Below are 20,381 nucleotides of genomic sequence, written 5' to 3' on the forward strand. Positions count from 1 at the left end.
TATCCGAAAAAATCGGATAGCTTATTTCATTTTAAGAAACTTGTTCTGCATTCGTTTCTCTATGCTGTATATGGCTCGTGACCCAAGCAATTCCACCGGCAACAACGAGATAACATAACAATATTAAAATTTGCATTTGTAATTGCGACCAATCTCCTAAAGAAATAACATCTTGTAATCCTCTAAGAGAATGAGACATTGGGAGAAACTGTCCAATTTTGCTAAGAACAGCTATGTTTAATTCTCCTGGGAAAGTACCTCCGCTCGTCGCTAATTGCAGGACAAGAAGCGTTACCGCTAAGAACTTTCCAACAAGACCAAATACTGTTACTAGCATAAGAATAAATGTCATAAACGTAAAGGAAATAACAATACTTGATAAAACAAAGAGTGGCACACTTGCGACTTCTAATTTCATAACACCTAGCACAACTACATCTACGAGTAGAGCTTGAATAAGTCCAATTAAATATACCAATCCTAGTTTATTAATAAAATGTACCGTTCCGCTTACCTTCATGTTTTGTCTGCGGCCAAGAGGTAAAATATTCGATGCCATAATTCCGCCAACATAAAATGCAAGTGATAAGAAATATGGTGCAATGCCTGAACCGTAGTTAGGAACGTCAGAAACTGTTGACTTCACTAACTGAACTGGCTCTGAGAACATCGTATTGCGTGCATCATCATTACGAACATCCGCTATCTTCTCTGCGCCCTCTCCTAATTTCGTAGAAAGTTCTTTCGCACCATCATCAAGTTTAACAAGTCCATTTGTTAATTTACTAGCACCGTTATTCAGTTCCGTTCCACCACTCGCAAGCTGATTTACACCTTCTTGCAGGGATGTAAATCCATTTCCCCACTTCATAAATCCATCAGCCAAATTCGATGCACCATCTGCTATCTTTTTCGTTCCAGCAGTAGCTTCATTTAACTTAAATCCGAATGTATTCATGCCTTCTTCAATCTTATGTTGACCATCAGTTAGCTTCTTCGCACCTTGTGTCAATTGTTGTTGGCTATTATTTAAAGTACTTGTTGCTTTAGCTAGTCCATTAGACGTAGCAACAATTTTTTGAAAAGCGGGATCTTGCTGCACTTCTGGATGATTTTTCACGTACTCTTCTAATTGTTGTTTCACACTATTAGCCGCCCCATCCGCTTTTACTTGCCCTTCAGCAAGCTTCTCACTTCCGCTCACCCATTCATTTGTACCAGCACTTAATTCACTAACTCCTGATTGTAACGTTTTTTCACCTTGTGCTAATAACTCCATACCACTATGAAGTGATGTCGCTCCTTGACTCAGCTCATTTGCTCCCCCCGTTAAGGCAGATTGGCTAGACGCAAGCTTGTCACTTCCTTCTTTCAATTTCGATGTCCCGTCACTTAAACGATCAATACCATTCGCAAGCTGATTCGCTCCATTTTTTGCATCGGTCGTTCCTTCATGTAACTTCTCAGCACCATTACTTGCATCACTCAACCCTTGTGCCAAATCTTGAAACTTTGAAAAAACACCTTCTGTATATGATTTCGTAATACTGTTTGAGATTTTTGTTTTCATATTTTCAACAGCTGTCGTTCCAATTTGAGCCGCTACAAAGTTTTTACCTGGATTTACTTTGTACTGCAACTTTGCTGGCTCTGGTTTCTCATCCATAAGTGTACTTACCTTTTTAGAGAAATCTTCCGGAATCGTAACAACCATATAATATTTATCTTCTTTTAACCCTTCATCCGCACTTTTTTCTGATACGAAATGAAAAGCCAATTCCTTATTCTCTTTTAAATTTTTAACAAAATCGTCTCCTGCATGAATTGTTTTTTCATCCATCGCAGCACCCTTATCTAAATTCACAACCGCAACAGGTAATTTATCTAATTTTCCGTACGGATCCCAATATCCAGCTAAAAAGAATCCTGAATAAATTAACGGAACGATTAATAAAAAAATTAAAGCGATACGTCCATGTTTATGGTGCCACATCGCTTTCCAATCTTTAAATATAAGTTTAATTCCCTTCATGAAACATACTCCTCTTCTAATTTAACACCCTTCGAATGGTTTAACAGATTTACTATACACGTCACTTTACATACTGTATAATACATCTTTAATTATTAATTCATTCCTTTTGGTCTATAGAAAGGAGACTCGAAATGGAACTGCTCCAGTTAAAATACTTTCAGACAGTTGCACGACTAGAACACATGACAAAGGCAGCTGAAGAATTGCATATCGCGCAACCTTCACTCAGCAAAACAATTGCTAGACTCGAAAAGGATTTAGGAGTCCCTTTATTTGATCGCCAAGGCCGACAGATTACTTTAAATTCTTTCGGAAAAGTATTTTTAAAACGAGTAGAACGTATTTTTCATGAATTAAGTGAAGGGCAACGAGAAATTAAAGATTTAGCCGAATTACAACAAAGCTCTATTACACTGGCCGTTTCTATTCCAAGAATATTACCAGAACTACTTGGCTCTTTTTTACTAGAACATCCTAACGTTCGATTCCAACAATTTCTTGCATCCACTCCTTCTATGAAACGACAACTAGATAATATAGAAATTGACTTTTGTATCTCCTCTGTGCCAATTGAAGGTGAGGAGATTGTTTGGGAACCACTTATTACAGAAGAAATTTTCTTAGTCGTCCCTTCAGGCCATCGTTTATCAGGCCGAAAAAATATCCACCTGCATGAAGTAAAAAACGAACCGTTTATTAGTATGAACACTGGCTATGGATTTCGACACTTAACGGATGAATTTTGCAAAGAAGCTGGTTTCACTCCGCATATTGCTTTTGAAGTAGATGAACCGACCGTGATTAGCGACCTCATTAAGCAAGGTCTCGGCATCGCTTTTGTTCCAAGTTTAACTTTATTAAAAAACTCTACTTTAGCATCAAGCAAGTTGCGTATTATTGAACCCAATTGTCAGCGAACCATCGGATTAAGTTGGTCAAAAAAACGCTACTTATCAAAAACAGCTCAGCAATTCCGTGAATTCGTGATTGATTACTTCTCCAACATTAGGACGTAAAATTATATCAACAAATAAAAGTTGCCACCCTCATATGGTGGCAACTTTTATTGTTCACTCTTTTTTAATTCCATTTCAGCTAAAAGTGGTAGTACATTATCAAAAATATGCGTATTATTATTTTCACCTGTTACATATCCACCATAATATCTACTAAATACGTTATCATTTCGGAATGTGGCCATATGATCATACAATTCTTTCGCAAACTTTTTATCACCTGTTTGTAGTACGTACAAAATCGTTAATCCGTATGCGGCTGGCGATTCATAATTCACAGTTTGTTTTCCCGTTTCTAAATTGTAACGACCGTATAGCTTTCCATCCTCCTGGAATTTCTTCTTTATAAATTCCAAATAAGCAGTTGATGAAAGACCACCTAAACTTCGATGATATGCAACGTATGATTGGTCAATAAGATTCACTTCTTTATCGTACGTAAATGTACCATCTTCTTTATACTCTTTCGGGAATGCCCAGCCATGCCTTGGATAGTCCGCTAAAAATTGAACGACTTCCTGATATTGCTGAGCAGAAACTTTGTCGTACTTCTTCATATAGGAGAATGCACGTGGATTTATGTATGATGTTGTTACAAAATTATTTTGTTTCCCTGCATCTGCATCATAATAATCAACATAATAATTATCTTTTTTATTATAACGAAGTACAGCATCACTTAATTGATCGGCAAGGTTTTTATAACGCTCTTCCTTATACATTTCATAAGCACGATATAATTGTTCTATAATACGAAGATCATCTATAAGTGCATTTGTAGCTGACTGCCTCTCTCCCTTTTCAGAGAGTTTCCATAAAACGATATGATTCTTATATACGAAATTATCTTGAATAACCTTTACTTGCTCATCAAATAACGCCTGATCATCTTTATCAAGTGTATATTGTAACCATAATCCCGCTGATTCTGATAAAGCTTCACGTCCCTTGGCTTCACCCGTACCTGCCTTAGTATCTACTAAACGATACGTGGCAAGAGTTCCATTGTCATTCACCATATGTCTTAAAATAAAATTTTCTGTACGGTTTCCTTGTAAAGCTGACCAAAATACAATTCCACCTAAAGCGATTAAGAAGATAACTCCAATCCCTATATATAAACGTTTCCGCAATCTTTTCACCTCCCTAGTAAGGCTAACCTTAATTTTATCAGAACATACATAAATTTAAAAAAGACAATCCACTAGATTGTCTCCCCCATTTCTATCCCTCGTAAACCTCTTTAGAAGGTTTATATAGCGATTGTACAAGCCGATCATATTCACGACGTGTAATCTCTTTATTATATAGCTTCAATAATAAATCTCTATGCTCTTTTGAAAATGCCATCTTTTTAATGACTTCAGGATACATAAAACACCCTCTCCATTTCACATAAACTTCTTCTTTTCTAAAAATAGAACTTATGTTCGCATAAAAGATTATAAAAGATTCCTGTAAAAAAAACAAACAAAACATGAGAAACTATTTATTTCTTTCTATTCAAAATATTACAACATTATATTATCATATTCACTTTTTAAATACATATATATTTTTGGTAGTTTTTTTGAATAAATCTTCCAATTCAATCAGAAAATAATGGCAAAAAGAAGAGGAGTTTACATATGGATACGGTAACATTAGCAAGAGCATTTTTTGGTTCTTCATTAGCATTCCACATTATTTTTGCAACACTTGGCGTCGGACTTTCATTGATGATTTTTATAAGCGAAATACTCTATCACTGGAAGAAAGACTCCGACTATGCCATTATGGCGAAAAGATGGACAAAGGCGTTTGCTATTCTTCTCGGTGTAGCAATTCCAACTGGAACAATTGTTGGTGTGCAAATCTCACTTCTTTGGCCTGGTTTCGCCAAAATTGTTGGGCAAGTTATTTCTGTTCCCTTCCAAATTGAGATTTTCGCCTTCTTTTTGGAGGCTTTATTCATGTCGATTTACGTATATGCAGCTGATAAACTTCCTCCATTTATGAGATTAATCTCGCTATTTTTCGTCATGCTTGGTGCCACGGCATCCGCCGTGCTTATTACATCAGCAAATACATGGATGAATACACCAGCAGGCTTTTCAATGAATCCAGATGGATCTGTTTTTAACGTTGATCCGTGGAAAGCTTTCTTTAATCCAAGTTTTGGCACAAGTGCATTTCATGTCGTTATTACGGCTTATGCAACCGGTGCGGCTGTCATTGCTTCTATTGCTGGATTTAAATTATTGAAGAAAAATTTAAGTACACGTGAAATTGCTTATCATAAAAAAGGGCTGCTATTAGGGCTTGTCGTTACATTTATTACAGGCGCTACGATGTGGCTTTCAGGACATGAATCAGCGATTGCCTTACATAAACACTCACCTGAAAAACTTGCATCTGCTGAAGCTTTATTTGAAACGACATCACACGCACCGCTATCCATTGGCGGAGTTGTGGATCCTAATACACTTGAACTAAACTATGCACTTGAAATTCCAAACATGCTTAGCTTATTAGTGGGACTAGACCCTAGCACTGTCGTAAAAGGACTAAACGAATTCCCACAAGAAACATGGCCACCATTTTATACACATACACTATTCAACTTAATGGTAGGAACTGCTGCGTTTACCTTTGCTGTTGCAACAATTGCACTCTTATATTGGTATTTCGTGTACCGAAAAAAGGGAACAGAACTACCGAAGTGGCTACTTTGGGGGGCTGCCGCATGCGGACCAATTATGATGCTCGGTATTGAATTCGGATGGATTTTCAGTTGTAGCGGTCGTCAACCATGGACAATTTATGGTATGCAACGTACCGTCGATGCATCTACACGCGCTGATTTCGTCGGTCCTTTATTTGTTTTGTTCATCATTTTGTATATTGGACTCGCTATTTTAACAGTCATTGTTCTACGGACATTCTTTAGAAGACATCCATTAAAGAATGATTTACAACACCAAGGAGGCGATTCTCATGTATGAGGAAAGTATTGCAATCATCATCTTATGGGCCCTTATTTTCGTATACAGTATACTAGGGTCCATTGATTTTGGCGCTGGTTTTTGGGGCATGGTATACGCAAAACATCCGACGCTCGCTGCTAAACTTGCGAATCGGTACTTATCACCAACTTGGGAAGTAACAAATACGTTTCTCGTTTTCGTCGTTGTCGCATTTCTCGGCTTCTTTCCGAAAGCGGCCTTTACTCTTGCGACAGTAATGTTCGTACCAGTTATGTTAATTTTAGTGCTCATTGCAGTACGTAGTACATTTATGGTATTTGCTTACTCCTTGCCAAAATACCAATACCTTCTTCGGGTTATTTCAGGTATTACTGGTCTATTAATTCCAGCACTATTAATTACCGTTTTACCCGTTACAGAGGGAGCCTATATTACAATGTCTGAAGGAAAGGAAGTACTCCTATATGGAAAACTTCTTTCTAGCCCAGTTATCTACTGTTATATGCTCTTCGGACTAACTTCTGAACTATTTCTCTCCTCTCTCTTTCTTGCTGATTTTTCGAGAGAACAAAGTTCAGAAGATACGTATAGAATTTATAGAAGAAATGCTATCATCCTTGGTCCTGCAACGCTCGTTACGGCAATTATTGCCCTCGTTGTAATGGATCCAGAAACACATTGGGTTATGCAAGGATTAATAAAGCAATTCCCGTGGTTTACAGTTTCTATTGTTTTATTCGTTATCGGATACTCGTCCCTTTGGTGGACAAACAAAAAGTACAATACACTAGGATACCCTCGCATTGCCGTTTTAGCTGTCGTCGCTCAATATGCATTTGCAAGCTATGCTTACGGGGTCGCGCATTTACCGTATATTATTTATCCTGACGTAACTGTATTTACAAGCTTTACAACGAAAGAAACGTTCTATGCACTGCTCATTCTATACGCAATTGGGATTGCAATTTTATTACCAGGATTTATTTTCTTCTGGAACTTATTCTTGAAGGATCGTACTTTTTTGAAGGAAAAATAATATAGCATTGGAGTCTGTTCCAAAAGGCATTTTGGGATAGACTCCTTTTGTCGTGTTTTGTCGATAAGTCGATATATTTTAAAAATCGCTGATATATTTTGAGTTGCGCCGATATATTTCAATAATCGCTGATATATTTTAACTTGCGCCGATATATCTCAATAATCGCTGATATATTTTAACTTGCGCCAATATATCTCAATAATCGCCCATATAAATTTCATTTACTATCTTACTGCCCAATAATTTATAGACTCCTCTCATAATAGTTATTTCACTATTCGTGACACTTGTCCTTTAGCATGAAAAACACATATTCGGTTCATCTCGTTATACGTCTAGTTCTTCTTATTTTTTGCTGAATATACTACCAATATAAACTTGAGACAAGCTACATCTGTTCAAGGGAAAATAGAAAGGTAGGCAAAATATGAGCATTGAAATATGGATTACTATTATTGTATTTTTCTTAACGATGATCGTTATCTTTTGGCGACCTCGCGGCTTAAATGAGGCATGGCCAGCAGCAATCGGAGCTGGTATCATCATAATTACTGGACTTGTATCAAAACCAGACATCATGGATATTATAAGTAAAATTGGCGGTGCTTCCATAACAATATTAGCAACTATTGTTATGGCAGTTATATTAGAAAGCTTCGGCTTCTTCCATTGGTCCGCAGCGAAACTGGCAAATCTAGCGAAAGGTTCTGGACGCCGTCTATACTGGTATATTCAATTATTATGTTTTCTTATGACTCTTTTATTTAATAACGACGGTAGTATTTTAATTACAACTCCCATTTTAATTCTTCTTCTAAAAAACCTTCAATTAAAACCACATCAACAAATTCCTTATTTATTAAGTGGTGCTTTAATCGCTACGGCATCTAGTGCACCAATTGGTGTAAGTAATATCGTAAATTTAATTGCATTAAACATCGTCCATATGACTCTTTATATGCATACTGCTATGATGTTTGTACCTGCAACATTAGGCTTATTATTTATGTCATGGCTCATGTATACAGTTTTGAAGAAAAAACTTCCGAAAAAATTACCTGTTTCTTCATATGATATTGAAGAAATTTTCTTCACGAAAAACTTCCATCCATTAAAAGGAAATAATTCTGTTGATACGAAACAAAAACGGACAAGATTCATGTTAAAAGTATTAGGTTTCGTCTTCCTTATGCGCTGTCTTCTATTCGTTGCATCCTTCTTATCCATCCCAATTGAAATCGTTGCGGTACTTGGTTCACTCGTTCTGCTCATTTGGAGATGGTACTACTTACGAACAAATCCTGTCGACATTTTGAAAAAGACACCGTGGCACATTTTAATTTTCGCCTTCTCTATGTACGTCATTATTTACGGACTACACAACGCAGGATTAACAGCTGCACTTGTACAATGGCTCGAGCCAGTTGTGAATCAGCATCTACTCTATGCTAGCTTTGCAATGGGCGGACTTGTATCCATCCTCTCTAACGTCTTCAATAACCATCCTGCCCTTATGATTGGTACAATCACATTAACAGAAATGGGACTAGATCCAGTCACATTAAAAACTATCTATCTTGCAAACATCATTGGTAGTGACATCGGTTCACTATTACTACCAATTGGTACGCTAGCTTCACTCATTTGGATGTATATTCTGAAACAAAACAAAATTAAAGTAAAATGGAAAGACTATTTAAGTGTATCCCTTATCGTTATCCCGCTCACAACAGTCGTCACACTATTCCTCTTATTCTACTGGGTACATCTCTTCTTCGCCTTATAAACAACAGAAGCCCCATTTGCTACCGTCTTAGCAAATGGGGCTTCTTCTATAATAAAGTTAGGTACTACAGTGTGATCAATCAAGTAAAGAGGTGTAACATGTTATTGATATAAATGACTACCAGCTTCTTTAAATTCTTCTGCTTTCTCTTTCATTCCTTTTTCAATTGCTTCTGTCGTTTCTAAATCATTTTCTTTTGCATATTCACGAATATCATGTGAAATTCTCATACTACAAAACTTCGGTCCACACATTGAACAGAAGTGAGCTGTCTTTGCCCCTTCTGCAGGCAACGTTTCATCATGATATTCCATCGCACGTTCAGGATCTAAAGATAAATTAAATTGATCGCGCCAACGGAATTCGAAGCGTGCTTTTGAAAGTGCATCATCACGCTGATGAGCCGTTTTATGTCCTTTCGCAAGATCAGCCGCATGCGCTGCAATTTTGTACGTAATAACACCCGTGCGTACATCATCTTTGTTTGGCAAACCTAAATGTTCTTTCGGCGTTACATAACAAAGCATCGCTGTTCCAAACCAGCCAATCATCGCAGCTCCAATTGCAGATGTAATATGGTCATAACCTGGTGCAATATCTGTCGTTAGTGGCCCAAGTGTGTAAAACGGCGCGCCCTGACAAATATCAAGCTCTTTCTCCATATTCTCTTTAATTAAGTGCATCGGTACGTGTCCAGGTCCTTCAATCATAACTTGCACATCATGTTTCCAAGCAATTTTTGTTAATTCACCAAGTGTTTCAAGCTCAGAAAACTGTGCTTCGTCATTTGCATCTGCAATAGACCCTGGACGTAATCCATCTCCAAGAGAGAACGAAACATCGTACTGCTTCATAATTTCACAAATCTCTTCAAAGTGAGTATATAGGAAGTTTTCTTTATGATGGAATAAACACCACTGCGCCATAATCGAACCACCGCGCGAAACGATACCTGTCGTACGCTTTGCCGTGATTGGAATATAACGAAGCAATACACCAGCGTGAATCGTAAAGTAATCAACGCCTTGCTCCGCCTGCTCAATTAACGTATCACGATATACTTCCCACGTTAAATCTTCTGCAATTCCGTTTACTTTTTCCAGCGCTTGATAGATCGGTACAGTTCCAACTGGTACAGGCGCGTTACGAATAATCCACTCACGCGTCGTATGAATATTTTTACCTGTAGATAAATCCATAATCGTATCCGCACCCCAGCGCGTTGCCCATGTCATCTTCTCTACTTCTTCTGCAATCGAAGAAGATACAGCTGAGTTTCCGATATTCGCGTTTACCTTCACATGAAAATTACGCCCGATGATCATCGGTTCAGCTTCTGGATGATTAATATTCGCTGGTAAAATAGCGCGGCCTTCTGCGATTTCCTTACGAACAAACTCCGGCTCTACCCCTTCACGAATCGCAACGTATTCCATCTCAGACGTAATAATGCCATTACGTGCATAGTGCATTTGCGTAACATTTGCACCTTGCTTTGCTCTAAGTGGCTGGCGATCCATTTGCGGGAAAACAGGTGTATGCTTCGAAGCTACTTTCACACCGTCATCCTCTGGTTTCACTTCACGCCCTTCGTATGCTTCTACATCACCACGCCCCATAATCCAAGAATGGCGCGGCGTCGGAATTCCTTTTTCCAACTCGACCTTATACGCAGGATCTGTATAAGGACCGCTCGTATCATACACACGGATTGGTGGATTTGGAACGCCATTCGTTTCGCTTTGTTCAATCTCACGCATCGGCACTTTCATACCTTCTCGTGGTCCATCCACATATACTTTCTTACTCCCTGGTAAACTCGACTTCAATTCAATTTGCTCAGCTGAAACAGATTGTTTCATAAATTTTGTTGCCCCCCTGTTCGTGACAAGGACAAGATATGGCCAGCGCATGCCAAAATAAAAAGAGCCAGGTCCATAAAAAAATAAGGACCTGGCTCATAAAGACATCATTATGTAAAGCCGTTAACTTCCCTACGCTGGTACGAGCCAGATCAGGTCCAAAGGGTTAAGAAGTTCACGCGCTTCTCTCTCAGCCTACGCATACGTTAGGCACCCCTAGTTTATCACTGATTTAATTTTCAATACTTTCCCATCATACACGATAATCTGAAAAATGAAAAGTTTATTTCTTTTGCTCTTTACGGAATCATCCACGTTAAATAATACGCCTGCACATACGTCATAATACCAACAATAATTACGAAGAATAAGCTATGCTTCAATGTAAAACGGAACAAATCCGATTCTTTTCCAGCAAGACCAACCGCCGCACAAGCGATCGCAATCGACTGCGGGGAAATCATTTTCCCTGTTACACCGCCTGTTGTATTTGCTGCAACAAGAAGCACTTCAGATACGCCGACTTGCTGCGCTGTAATGGCTTGTAAATTTGAGAACAGTGCATTCGCAGACGTATCAGACCCTGTTAGGAATACGCCAATCCAGCCTAAGAATGGCGAGAAGAACGGGAATAGTCCGCCAGTTCCGGCTAATGCTAACGCTAACGTAGAAGATAGACCAGAATAGTTTGCGATAAATGCAAACCCTAGTACAAATCCGATAGATAGAATTGGCATTTTTAATTCGCTTAACGTTTCTTTAAATGTCACTGCTGCATCTTTTACATTCATTTTCAAAATAAACATGGAAATGATACAAGCAATTAAAATCGCTGTTCCAGTTGCCGATAATACATCAAACTTCAGAATTGCCTCGTAAGGCGTTGGTTTATTTACAATTGGCTCTGCTTTCATTACTAGATTATGCAGACCTGGAATTTCAAACTTAAATACAAGACTTTCTAAAGCCCCTCCTGGAGCGAATAATGCCTTAAAGAAACTTTGGCTCCAAATGACTACCATAACCGTTAATACGATAAATGGGGACCATGCCTTCACTACTTTTCCAAACGTTAATTTGGGCATCGATGCTACTGTCGTTGTTGCTGCTACTTCACTATTTGCTTGCCCAGATTGATAAGTTTCTTTCGGCTGCCAAACTTTTAAGAACAGCGATAAACTAATTAAACTTACAAGTGCCGATGTAATATCCGGAAGTTCCGGCCCTAAAAATGTCGCTGTAATGAACTGCGTAATCGCAAATGAACTACCCGCTACAAGTAACGCAGGCCACGTTTGTTTTATACCTTTAAATCCATCCATTAAAAATACGATAAAGAATGGAACAAATAATGATAGGAACGGTAATTGATGCCCAGCCATTTGTCCAATTTTATGTGGATCAATACCTGTTACTTGTCCAGCAACTGTAATCGGAATTCCCATCGCTCCGAACGCCACTGGTGCAGTATTTGCAATCAAACAAAGACCTGCTGCGTATAAAGGATTTAACCCAAGACCCGCAAGAAGCGCTGCTGTAATCGCTACTGGTGCCCCAAATCCTGCCGCTCCTTCTAAAAATGCTCCAAATGAAAATCCAATTAAAATAACGAGTAGACGATGATCGTTCGTAATCGATAATACCGATGCACGAATCACATCAAATTGACCTGTTTTCACAGAAATTTTATATAAAAATACGGACATAATGATAATCCAAGCAATTGGCCATAACCCATACAAAAAACCGTACCCGGTTGCTGCCATTGCCATCGTGAACGGCATTTTATAAGCGAATAACGCTACTAAAACTGTAAGTACAACTGTAATAAATCCTGCCACATACCCCTTCATGCGGAAAACTGCTAAAGCTAAGAAAAAAAAGATAATCGGAATAAGTGCGACCGCTGCCGAAATCCAAATGTTTCCGAATGGATCATAAACTTGTGTCCATGTGTTCATTGTTCTCTCCCCCTAAAGAATCCCCTTTTAAATAGAATAACCTCATCAATAGACTATCAGGTCATCATACCTTTAAGCCTAAAATAAAAAAACGTTTAAGAAAACGTTTTCAACAACTTTCATTTATACTGTACCATAACAATTTCTATTAAAAAAGATTTTTTTGAAAATTTTATTATTTAACAGAAAATCTTACAAAATCGTCACGTTCTTGTAATGTTCATCGATAGGAAGTTTGCCAAAATTATTGCATAATAATAGTATAACAACAGAAATTATTCATGAGGTGATATATATGAACGGAAATAAAATATTAGCTGCGTTATCATACTTTAGTGTACTATTTGCCCCTATCTTATTCCCTATTATCGTTTGGATCGTGGGAGACGCTGAAACAAAACCACATGCAAAACGTGCTCTATGGACACACATCATTCCAAGTATCGCTACATTCATTGGCGTAACTATTCTAGGAATTATGGGTCTTGGATCTGATCAACCAGATGTAACACTTGGAATTGGATCAATGATTGTCTTAGCTATTTGCGGAATCATCAGCTTATACTACTTCATCTGGAACATTGTAAAAGGAATTAAAGTGCTGAAAGCTTAATTTTAAACAAATGTTTGTTTAAAAAGGGCCCCTTGCAATTTGCAAGGGGCCCTTTTCCTAATTCGTTCACTTTATCTTCTGCGTTTCTTCTTTTTTCTCATCATTTTCTTTCGGCGCGTATTCACTTTATCCGCTATAATGTGGAGCGTACTTGCCACAACAATTCCCATTAAGAACGTTACAATTTCAACCTCATGCTTCTTCGCAATTTCTATTAAATTACCATCCAGTGCGATTACATTTAATAGTAACAAAAATGGAGAAAAGACGATTAACATGTACGCAATACGAATTACATCACCAAGTATAATCGTATGTGTAAAGAAAGATCGATGCGGCATTACTTTCTTATAAGGATACCAAAATATACGTAAGAAACCCCATTTGTTATAAGCATTACTGTACGTATCTAAATCTGGTGTTAAAAATGAAGTACCTACTAAAAAACCAATCGCAAAAGTTAATAAAAAATCAAAATTTGTTAATCCATACGAAAAGAGCAAAAACAAAACAACCGGAAGGGATATTAAGTTTATTTTCGTATGCGTTCTTCCTGATGGCATAATGCACTTCCTCGCTTACGTTCGTCCTGTCACCTTATGACAGGTTTCACCTATTGACCTAATTTCTGATCGATAAATGTTGTGTCTATATCCGAACCAAACCATTCTGCCAACTTCACTCGTGCCTTATCTTTCACATCTTCATTGACGTATAACGACACCTGTATTAGTGCGGCCGTTAACGCCCCCAAATCATCCGTATAGCCAATTCCAGCAATGAAATCTGGAATCGCATCAATCGGTGCAATAAAATAAGCAAGTGCTCCAATTACAATAATTTTCACTCGTTTTGGAACATCGGGTCTTTGCAAAACGTAAAACAGTAATAAACTTGCATAAATGACCGATTGCCCTGCTTGCTTTGCAACATGTTTTACTTTCTTCCAAAACGCTTCAACTGAAAATTTTTGTTTCATGTAAAAAGCCTCCCTATTTTTAAAAAGAAATAAGCTACAATATGTTATCAGTAAAAGTTCATGGAAATTACACAAAACCTATCAATGAACTTTTATTGTAACAAACAAACCAAAAAAGAACAAGTGTTCGTTAATTTTCACACTATTTCCTTCATATAATAGATTTCTAGATAACCCTTACCCATATTCATTTCTTATTTCTCAACAAAGAAAATTTTCACTTCCACTTAACATTCTGCTCTACCTTTGTTATATTTTCTAGTTGACGGACATATAAACGAATGTTAAAGTTTTCTCTGGTAGTGACAAATCTTATACAAAAAATGTAAAATGTTATAGTGTTTCTCAGAAATGAATTTTGTTGTATAATACAGAAATGACGTTATGCTTATGAGCAACAAAAGAAACCAAAAGGGTATGCATAGTTATAGTCGTATATGGGTGAATATAGAACCTTTAATTATGGCCAAGAAAACTATGTATTTTTTATTTTAGCATTTTTCGCTCCAAAATCGACCAAGCCTGATAGAGAAAGGGTGGAAATGAATGAAAGAAACCTTGAAATCACAATTTCAAAATGTGCGTTTCACTGTATTCGTAGCTTTAGCCTTATGGCTGAAAACTTACCTTATTACACGCACAAGCTTTGATTTAAAACTTGAATCTTTCATGCAAGAATTCATTTTATTCCTTAGCCCATTAGCAGCATCATTACTGCTTGTTGGTCTTGCATTATTTGCAAAAGGGAAAAAACGTAACTATATAGCACTTGGAATTAATTTTGTCTTAACAATCGTTCTTGTTGGTAACGTAATGTTCTACGGATTCTACAATGACTTCGTTACATTACCGGTGCTAGGACAAACATCTAACTTCGGAAGTTTAGGTTCTAGTGTGAAAGAATTATTTAACTACAAAATTATTCTTGCATTTGCAGACATTATCGTTTTCTTCGTTCTATTAAAGAAAATGAAGAACTTTGCACCTACAGAGCGTGTAGCACGCCCGATGCGTTCTCTATACTTCGTATCAACAGTTGCTATTTTCTTCGCAAACTTAGGACTTGCAGAAGCTGAACGCCCAGAACTATTAACACGTTCATTCGACCGCGTTATGCTTGTTAAAAACTTAGGATTATATGTACATCAAGTATACGATCTTGGCTTACAAGCAAAATCAAGTTCACAAAAAGCGTTCGCTGACGGTAGTAAATTACAAGAAACAGAAAACTACGTAAAAACAACACAAAGTAAACCAGATCCAAATATGTTCGGTACTGCAAAAGGGAAAAACGTAATTGTTGTCTCTCTTGAGTCATTACAAACATTCTTAATTGGTGCAACAGTTAATGGACAAGAAGTTACACCATTCTTAAACCAATTTACGAAAGAAAGTTATTACTTTGATAACTTCTTCCATCAAACTGGTCAAGGTAAAACATCTGATGCTGAATTCCTAGTAGATACTTCGTTATATCCACTAGACCGCGGTGCTGTATTCTTCACACACGGTAACAATGAATATACAGCAACTCCAGAAATTTTACGTCAGCAAGGGTATCACACGTCGGTATTCCACGCAAACAACGCAACATTCTGGAACCGTAACATTATGTATCCAGCACTTGGTTATGATCGTTACTACAACGAGCTTGACTACAAGATTACGCCAGAAACAAAATTAAACTGGGGATTAAAAGATATCGAGTACTTCGATCAATCTATTGATATGCTAAAACAAGTGAAGCAACCATTCTATACTCGCTTCCTTACTTTAACGAATCATTACCCATTCACTTACGATGACAGTACAAAATTAATCGATGAATACAATTCTGGTGATGGAGTATTTGACCGTTACATGGTAACTGCTCGTTACTTAGACGAAGCAATGAAACACTTTATTGAGCGTCTAAAAGCAGAAGGTATTTACGACAACTCAGTAATCGTATTCTACGGTGACCACTACGGTATTTCTGAAAACCATAACCGTGCAATGGCACAGTTCTTAGGAAAAGAAGAAATCACTGCATTTGACCATATGAACTTACAAAAAACACCGATGTTTATTCACGTTCCAGGTCAAAAAGAAGGTAAAACAATTTCGAAACCAACTGGTGAAATTGACATTAAACCAACTATTCTAAACTTACTTGGTGTAGATTCTACAAATGACGTTCGATTCGGTCATGATGTATTCTCACCTGATAATAAAGGATTCGTTGTTCTTCGTGACGGTAGCTTCGTTACAGATAAATACATGTACACAAACAGTACATTCTATGACCGTGCTACTGGCGAAGTTGTACAATTACCGAAAGAAGAATCCCAGCCACTAATTGATCGTGCCCAAAATGAATTGAACATGTCTGATAAAATCATTGAAGGTGACTTACTTCGCTTCTCTGAAAGTAATAAGATCAAAACTGGTGAAGTAAAAACAGTTATTAAAGAAGAAAAGAAGAGCGCTGAGTAATCTCAGCCTCTTTTTTATTTTCTTCCATACAACTACTTATATTCATTAACTTTAAAATTACATAACCTTTACCAAATATTCACATAGTGTTAATGAAGAATCTCTATAATAAAATATGTAAACGAGGTTCTACATATTTCTTATCTCTCATCTTTCGTAAGATCCCTTAAAGAAATGTGTAAATCTTTTGTTTCTACTTTCTTATAATTGTCTTTCAACTTGTTTTGTTTCCATACACAAAGCATTCAACGAGACAATGTCCCTATGAAAGGTAGCTACCCTCCTTGTGCAGCATTCCATAAGAATGTTGCTTTTTTTTATTTAAAAGCAGGATTCTCATTTCTTATTTTCGAATTTGTATATACAAAATGCTGTAAAGTGAAACTTTAATCAGCCCTCATCAATCGGGCATTTACGGGCAGTGATTCGCCCACTTCACTTCTTTGCTCTACCCGAATTTGTAAGTAGGGGCTTTACTGCCGTTAATGCGGGGTAGATCATCCTTATTTCTCTATGATTTACAAATACATATATGGTCATATGTAGAGAATTGCTCACATAAAAATTACTATAGTGATTTTTATCTCGCATGAATGAAAGTTTCACGTTACTTACGTACTTACGAAAGGATGGGACGGAAATTGGCATACGAAAAATTTGTACTTTGGAATGATGAAGTTATTGATACAACAAAACAACAAACGTACATAGAACTTGAAGAGAGAGGTTCGCAGTTCGGAGATGGTGTCTATGAGGTTATTCGCCTATATAAAGGGAACTTTCATTTATTAGATCCGCACATAACGAGATTATATCGATCCATGGAAGAAGTAGAATTATCGCTCCCTTTCTCAAAAGCTGAGCTCATCACTTTACTTTACAAATTAATTGAACGAAACCATTTCCACGAAGATGGCACCATTTATTTGCAAGTATCTCGTGGTGTACAAGCTCGCACACATGTATTTTCATATGACAACCCTCCGACAATTTATGCCTATATTACAAAAAAAGAACGACCAGCTTTATGGATTGAATATGGTATACGCGCTATATCAGAACCCGATACTCGATGGCTACGCTGTGACATTAAATCATTAAATTTATTACCAAACGTACTAGCTGCTACGAAAGCTGAACGGAAAGGCTGTAAAGAGGCACTTCTCGTAAGGAACGGTATTGTAACGGAAGGAAGCCATTCCAACTTCTTTTTAATTAAAAACGGAACGCTTTACACACATCCAGCCAATCACCTTATTTTAAATGGCATTATTCGTCAATATGTCCTTTCTTTAGCGAATACTCTTCACATTCCTGTGCAGGAAGAACTTTTCAGCGTTCGTGACGTTTATCAAGCAGATGAATGCTTTTTTACAGGCACAACGATTGAAATTTTACCAATGACCCACCTTGATGGGACCGCGATTCAAGATGGGCAAGTTGGGCCTATCACCAAAAAACTGCAAAAATCTTTTAATCAAATCTTATTACAATCCAATATGGCATCTTCTTAAACACGAATAATTTCTGTCCTTTCATATTCAATATATGCATTTAAATGGAAATCAAGGTGCAATTTTATGCCTTGATTTTTTTCTTGTAATCTTTTTGTCATATTCAGATTCCTATATAAGTCTTGACAGTAATCGACATGCTCTTTAGAATTTTTAACAGTTGGTAAATATTTCTTCACTACATTACAGACAGAAAGGAATCGACAAATTATGAAAAAGTATCTTGCCGGTCTTGCGGCAGTGTCTGTAGCAGGAGGAGCAGCACCTACACTTGATAGTGTTCAAGCTGCACCTGAACAAAATACACAAAAAGCTGCTACAACTGTCCAAGCTTCTGCGTCAAACAACTCATCTTATACGGTAAACGCGAGCGTCTTACATGTTCGTGCGGGATCAAGTACTTCTCACGACATCATCTCACGTGTTTATAACGGTCAATCACTAAACGTGATTGGCGAAGAAAATGGTTGGTTCAAAATTAACATTAACGGAAAAACAGGCTTTGTTAGTGGCGAATTTGTATCAAAAAGTGGAGCAGCAAACAACAATGTAAGCACAGGTGGAAACAATAAAGTTACTGCTGATGTATTACGTGTACGTACAGCTCCTAACACTTCTAGTTCTGTTTCTGGACGTGTATATGCAGGACAAACATTAAACGTAATTGGACAAGAAAATGGTTGGGTGAAAATTAACCATAATGGACAAGTAGGTTATGTAAGTGGCGAATTCGTATCTGGCGTTTCTTCTAATGCAGGTTCTTCAAACAACAATACGAATAATAACAACCAAGAAGTAAAACCAGCAAGCGGAAACTATACAGTAAATGTATCTTCCCTTCGCGTTCGTACAGGTCCTAGCACTTCTCACACAACTGTAGGTTCTGTTACAAAAGGACAAGTAGTACAAGTTGTTGGAGAAGTTCAAGATTGGTTCAAAATCAATTACGCAGGACAAACTGCTTATGTAAGCAAAGACTATGTAACAAAAGGCGGTTCTAACGAAAACGTTACAGAAGGCAACAAACAAGAGCAAAACAATAATAATGGAACTATTCAAACTGGTGGTTCTTACGTGGTTAACGCTACATCTCTACGTGTTCGTACAGGCCCTGCCGCTTACCATAGTGTAATTGGTGGCGTTTTAAATGGTACAACATTAAACGTAGTTGGATCTGAAAACGGTTGGTTTAAAGTAAATTACCAAGGAAAAACAGGCTTTGTTAGTAGCGAATTTGTAAAATTCGTTAAAGGTGGCACTACTACTCCTGAGCAACCAAAACAACCTGAAAAACCTAACCAAGGTGCAATTGGCGACTACTACATTAATGCTTCTGCACTAAATGTACGTAGCGGCGAAGGTACAAATTACAGAATCATAGGCGCACTTCCACAAGGTCAGAAGGTTCAAGTAATCTCTGAAAACTCTGGATGGAGCAAAATTAACTACAACGGTCAAACTGGTTATATCGGAACACGTTACCTATCTAAAACACCAGTTGGAGGCGCAGTAGATAATAAGCCTAACAATAACCAAAATAACAATCAAAACAATAGCAACAATAATAATACAGGCAACAATAGCGGCGACAGTTCTTCCGTACTTGCATATGCAAAATCAATGCAAGGTGTACCGTACGTTTGGGGCGGAACTTCTGCTAACGGCGTAGACTGCAGTGGCTACATCTACCACGTATTTAAGAAATTTGGTCATAACATTAGCCGCCAAAGTGTTGCAGGATATTGGAGTAGCCTACCACAAACTTCAAGTCCACAACCTGGTGACTTAATTTATTTCCAAAACACTTATAAATCTGGTCCTTCTCACATGGGTATTTACCTTGGGGGCGGATCATTTATCCAAGCTGGAGATAAAGGTGTAGCAATCGCTTCATTAAGTAACTCTTATTGGAAGAGCCACTTCTTAGGATACACGAAAGCACCTTAATTAATAGTTTCAAAGCCTTCTAGTTTACTAGAAGGCTTTTTTGCTATGAGTTCAACATATTACTCCCTTTCTCCTACCTTCTCTCTACAAAAATAATGTATCCATTCTTCCATTTCATACACTTTATTCTACAAAAACAATGCATAACGTTATCATAATGTATATATTTTCATAAAAAACATAACCTA

General features: G+C 37.4%; 15 protein-coding genes and 1 riboswitch. Of the genes, 8 read left to right on the forward strand and 7 right to left on the reverse strand.

All coding sequences use genetic code 11. The features are described 5' to 3' along the window. Nucleotides 1–31: 31 nt before the first annotated feature. Nucleotides 32–2,032, reverse strand: a complete 2,001-nt coding sequence (locus ES895_RS13090; RefSeq protein ID WP_097855833.1) for a YhgE/Pip domain-containing protein — start codon at nucleotides 2,030–2,032, stop codon at nucleotides 32–34. A gap of 134 nt (nucleotides 2,033–2,166) precedes the next feature. On the opposite strand from ES895_RS13090, the gene ES895_RS13095 reads away from it, so the two are divergent. Then, entirely contained in the window at nucleotides 2,167–3,051 is an 885-nt protein-coding gene (locus ES895_RS13095; protein WP_000421940.1) for a LysR family transcriptional regulator, read from the forward strand. 47 nt (nucleotides 3,052–3,098) lie between these two features. On the opposite strand, the gene ES895_RS13100 is transcribed toward ES895_RS13095, so the two are convergent. Continuing rightward, nucleotides 3,099–4,184 carry a hypothetical protein gene (locus ES895_RS13100; protein ID WP_048568618.1) on the reverse strand — a complete coding sequence of 362 codons (1,086 nt, stop codon included), beginning with the start codon at nucleotides 4,182–4,184 and terminating at the stop codon, nucleotides 3,099–3,101. Between the two features lie 91 nt (nucleotides 4,185–4,275). After that, nucleotides 4,276–4,425, reverse strand: coding sequence for a hypothetical protein (locus ES895_RS29285; RefSeq protein WP_000283181.1), 150 nt, complete (start codon nucleotides 4,423–4,425; stop codon nucleotides 4,276–4,278). Between the two features lie 254 nt (nucleotides 4,426–4,679). On the opposite strand from ES895_RS29285, the gene cydA reads away from it, so the two are divergent. The 3 genes from cydA (at nucleotide 4,680) to ES895_RS13115 (ending at nucleotide 8,842) form a co-directional block, all read left to right on the forward strand. After that, nucleotides 4,680–6,035, forward strand: coding sequence for a cytochrome ubiquinol oxidase subunit I (gene cydA, locus ES895_RS13105; protein ID WP_000381987.1), 1,356 nt, complete (start codon nucleotides 4,680–4,682; stop codon nucleotides 6,033–6,035). Then, complete coding sequence (locus tag ES895_RS13110) at nucleotides 6,028–7,053, forward strand: cytochrome d ubiquinol oxidase subunit II (protein WP_000272788.1); 1,026 nt, start codon at nucleotides 6,028–6,030, stop codon at nucleotides 7,051–7,053. The genes cydA and ES895_RS13110 overlap by 8 nt, the downstream gene beginning before the upstream one ends. A 430-nt stretch (nucleotides 7,054–7,483) precedes the next feature. After that, on the forward strand, nucleotides 7,484–8,842 hold the full coding sequence (locus ES895_RS13115; RefSeq protein ID WP_000021120.1) for an arsenic transporter: 1,359 nt from the start codon (nucleotides 7,484–7,486) through the stop codon (nucleotides 8,840–8,842). 101 nt (nucleotides 8,843–8,943) lie between these two features. On the opposite strand, the gene thiC is transcribed toward ES895_RS13115, so the two are convergent. Both thiC and lldP read right to left on the reverse strand, forming a co-directional pair. Then, on the reverse strand, nucleotides 8,944–10,704 hold the full coding sequence (thiC, locus tag ES895_RS13120; RefSeq protein WP_000814479.1) for a phosphomethylpyrimidine synthase ThiC: 1,761 nt from the start codon (nucleotides 10,702–10,704) through the stop codon (nucleotides 8,944–8,946). 112 nt (nucleotides 10,705–10,816) lie between these two features. Next, nucleotides 10,817–10,932: riboswitch (TPP riboswitch) on the reverse strand. Nucleotides 10,933–11,003: 71 nt separating this feature from the next. Continuing rightward, entirely contained in the window at nucleotides 11,004–12,665 is a 1,662-nt protein-coding gene (gene lldP, locus ES895_RS13125; RefSeq protein WP_135238395.1) for an L-lactate permease, read from the reverse strand. A gap of 295 nt (nucleotides 12,666–12,960) precedes the next feature. Here lldP and ES895_RS13130 point away from each other — a divergent pair, with 295 nt between their 5' ends. After that, complete coding sequence (locus ES895_RS13130; protein WP_001014099.1) at nucleotides 12,961–13,278, forward strand: magnetosome magnetite crystal formation protein family; 318 nt, start codon at nucleotides 12,961–12,963, stop codon at nucleotides 13,276–13,278. A 71-nt stretch (nucleotides 13,279–13,349) separates the two neighbouring features. Here the strand turns inward: ES895_RS13130 and ES895_RS13135 are convergent, their stop codons facing one another. Both ES895_RS13135 and ES895_RS13140 read right to left on the reverse strand, forming a co-directional pair. Next, complete coding sequence (locus ES895_RS13135; RefSeq protein ID WP_001139060.1) at nucleotides 13,350–13,841, reverse strand: metal-binding protein; 492 nt, start codon at nucleotides 13,839–13,841, stop codon at nucleotides 13,350–13,352. Between the two features lie 50 nt (nucleotides 13,842–13,891). Further along, on the reverse strand, nucleotides 13,892–14,257 hold the full coding sequence (locus ES895_RS13140; RefSeq protein WP_000810369.1) for a YkvA family protein: 366 nt from the start codon (nucleotides 14,255–14,257) through the stop codon (nucleotides 13,892–13,894). A 546-nt stretch (nucleotides 14,258–14,803) separates the two neighbouring features. Here ES895_RS13140 and ES895_RS13150 point away from each other — a divergent pair. The 3 genes from ES895_RS13150 to ES895_RS13165 all read left to right on the forward strand — a co-directional run bounded on the left by ES895_RS13150 (nucleotide 14,804) and on the right by ES895_RS13165 (nucleotide 20,193). After that, nucleotides 14,804–16,732 carry an LTA synthase family protein gene (locus tag ES895_RS13150; protein ID WP_000665358.1) on the forward strand — a complete coding sequence of 643 codons (1,929 nt, stop codon included), beginning with the start codon at nucleotides 14,804–14,806 and terminating at the stop codon, nucleotides 16,730–16,732. Nucleotides 16,733–17,361: 629 nt separating this feature from the next. Then, the gene (locus ES895_RS13155) at nucleotides 17,362–18,246 is read left to right on the forward strand and encodes a D-amino-acid transaminase (protein ID WP_074595267.1); all 885 of its coding nucleotides are present in this window, start codon (nucleotides 17,362–17,364) and stop codon (nucleotides 18,244–18,246) included. Nucleotides 18,247–18,456: 210 nt separating this feature from the next. Then, nucleotides 18,457–20,193, forward strand: coding sequence for a C40 family peptidase (locus ES895_RS13165; RefSeq protein WP_000760267.1), 1,737 nt, complete (start codon nucleotides 18,457–18,459; stop codon nucleotides 20,191–20,193). The last annotated feature ends 188 nt before the right edge of the window (nucleotides 20,194–20,381 follow it).

The sequence above is a fragment of the Bacillus sp. 007/AIA-02/001 genome (assembly GCF_004634455.1).
Lineage (GTDB): Bacteria > Bacillota > Bacilli > Bacillales > Bacillaceae_G > Bacillus_A > Bacillus_A cereus.

Excerpts from the sequence above, each read along its gene's own strand:
- ES895_RS13090 (WP_097855833.1), bottom strand. The coding sequence starts at position 2,032 with ATGAAGGGAATTAAACTTATATTTAAAGATTGGAAAGCGATGTGGCAC.
- ES895_RS13095 (WP_000421940.1), top strand. The coding sequence starts at position 2,167 with ATGGAACTGCTCCAGTTAAAATACTTTCAGACAGTTGCACGACTAGAA.
- ES895_RS29285 (WP_000283181.1), bottom strand. The coding sequence starts at position 4,425 with ATGTATCCTGAAGTCATTAAAAAGATGGCATTTTCAAAAGAGCATAGA.
- cydA (WP_000381987.1), top strand. The coding sequence starts at position 4,680 with ATGGATACGGTAACATTAGCAAGAGCATTTTTTGGTTCTTCATTAGCA.
- ES895_RS13110 (WP_000272788.1), top strand. The coding sequence starts at position 6,028 with ATGTATGAGGAAAGTATTGCAATCATCATCTTATGGGCCCTTATTTTC.
- ES895_RS13115 (WP_000021120.1), top strand. The coding sequence starts at position 7,484 with ATGAGCATTGAAATATGGATTACTATTATTGTATTTTTCTTAACGATG.
- thiC (WP_000814479.1), bottom strand. The coding sequence starts at position 10,704 with ATGAAACAATCTGTTTCAGCTGAGCAAATTGAATTGAAGTCGAGTTTA.
- lldP (WP_135238395.1), bottom strand. The coding sequence starts at position 12,665 with ATGAACACATGGACACAAGTTTATGATCCATTCGGAAACATTTGGATT.
- ES895_RS13130 (WP_001014099.1), top strand. The coding sequence starts at position 12,961 with ATGAACGGAAATAAAATATTAGCTGCGTTATCATACTTTAGTGTACTA.
- ES895_RS13135 (WP_001139060.1), bottom strand. The coding sequence starts at position 13,841 with ATGCCATCAGGAAGAACGCATACGAAAATAAACTTAATATCCCTTCCG.
- ES895_RS13140 (WP_000810369.1), bottom strand. The coding sequence starts at position 14,257 with ATGAAACAAAAATTTTCAGTTGAAGCGTTTTGGAAGAAAGTAAAACAT.
- ES895_RS13150 (WP_000665358.1), top strand. The coding sequence starts at position 14,804 with ATGAAAGAAACCTTGAAATCACAATTTCAAAATGTGCGTTTCACTGTA.
- ES895_RS13155 (WP_074595267.1), top strand. The coding sequence starts at position 17,362 with ATGGGACGGAAATTGGCATACGAAAAATTTGTACTTTGGAATGATGAA.
- ES895_RS13165 (WP_000760267.1), top strand. The coding sequence starts at position 18,457 with ATGAAAAAGTATCTTGCCGGTCTTGCGGCAGTGTCTGTAGCAGGAGGA.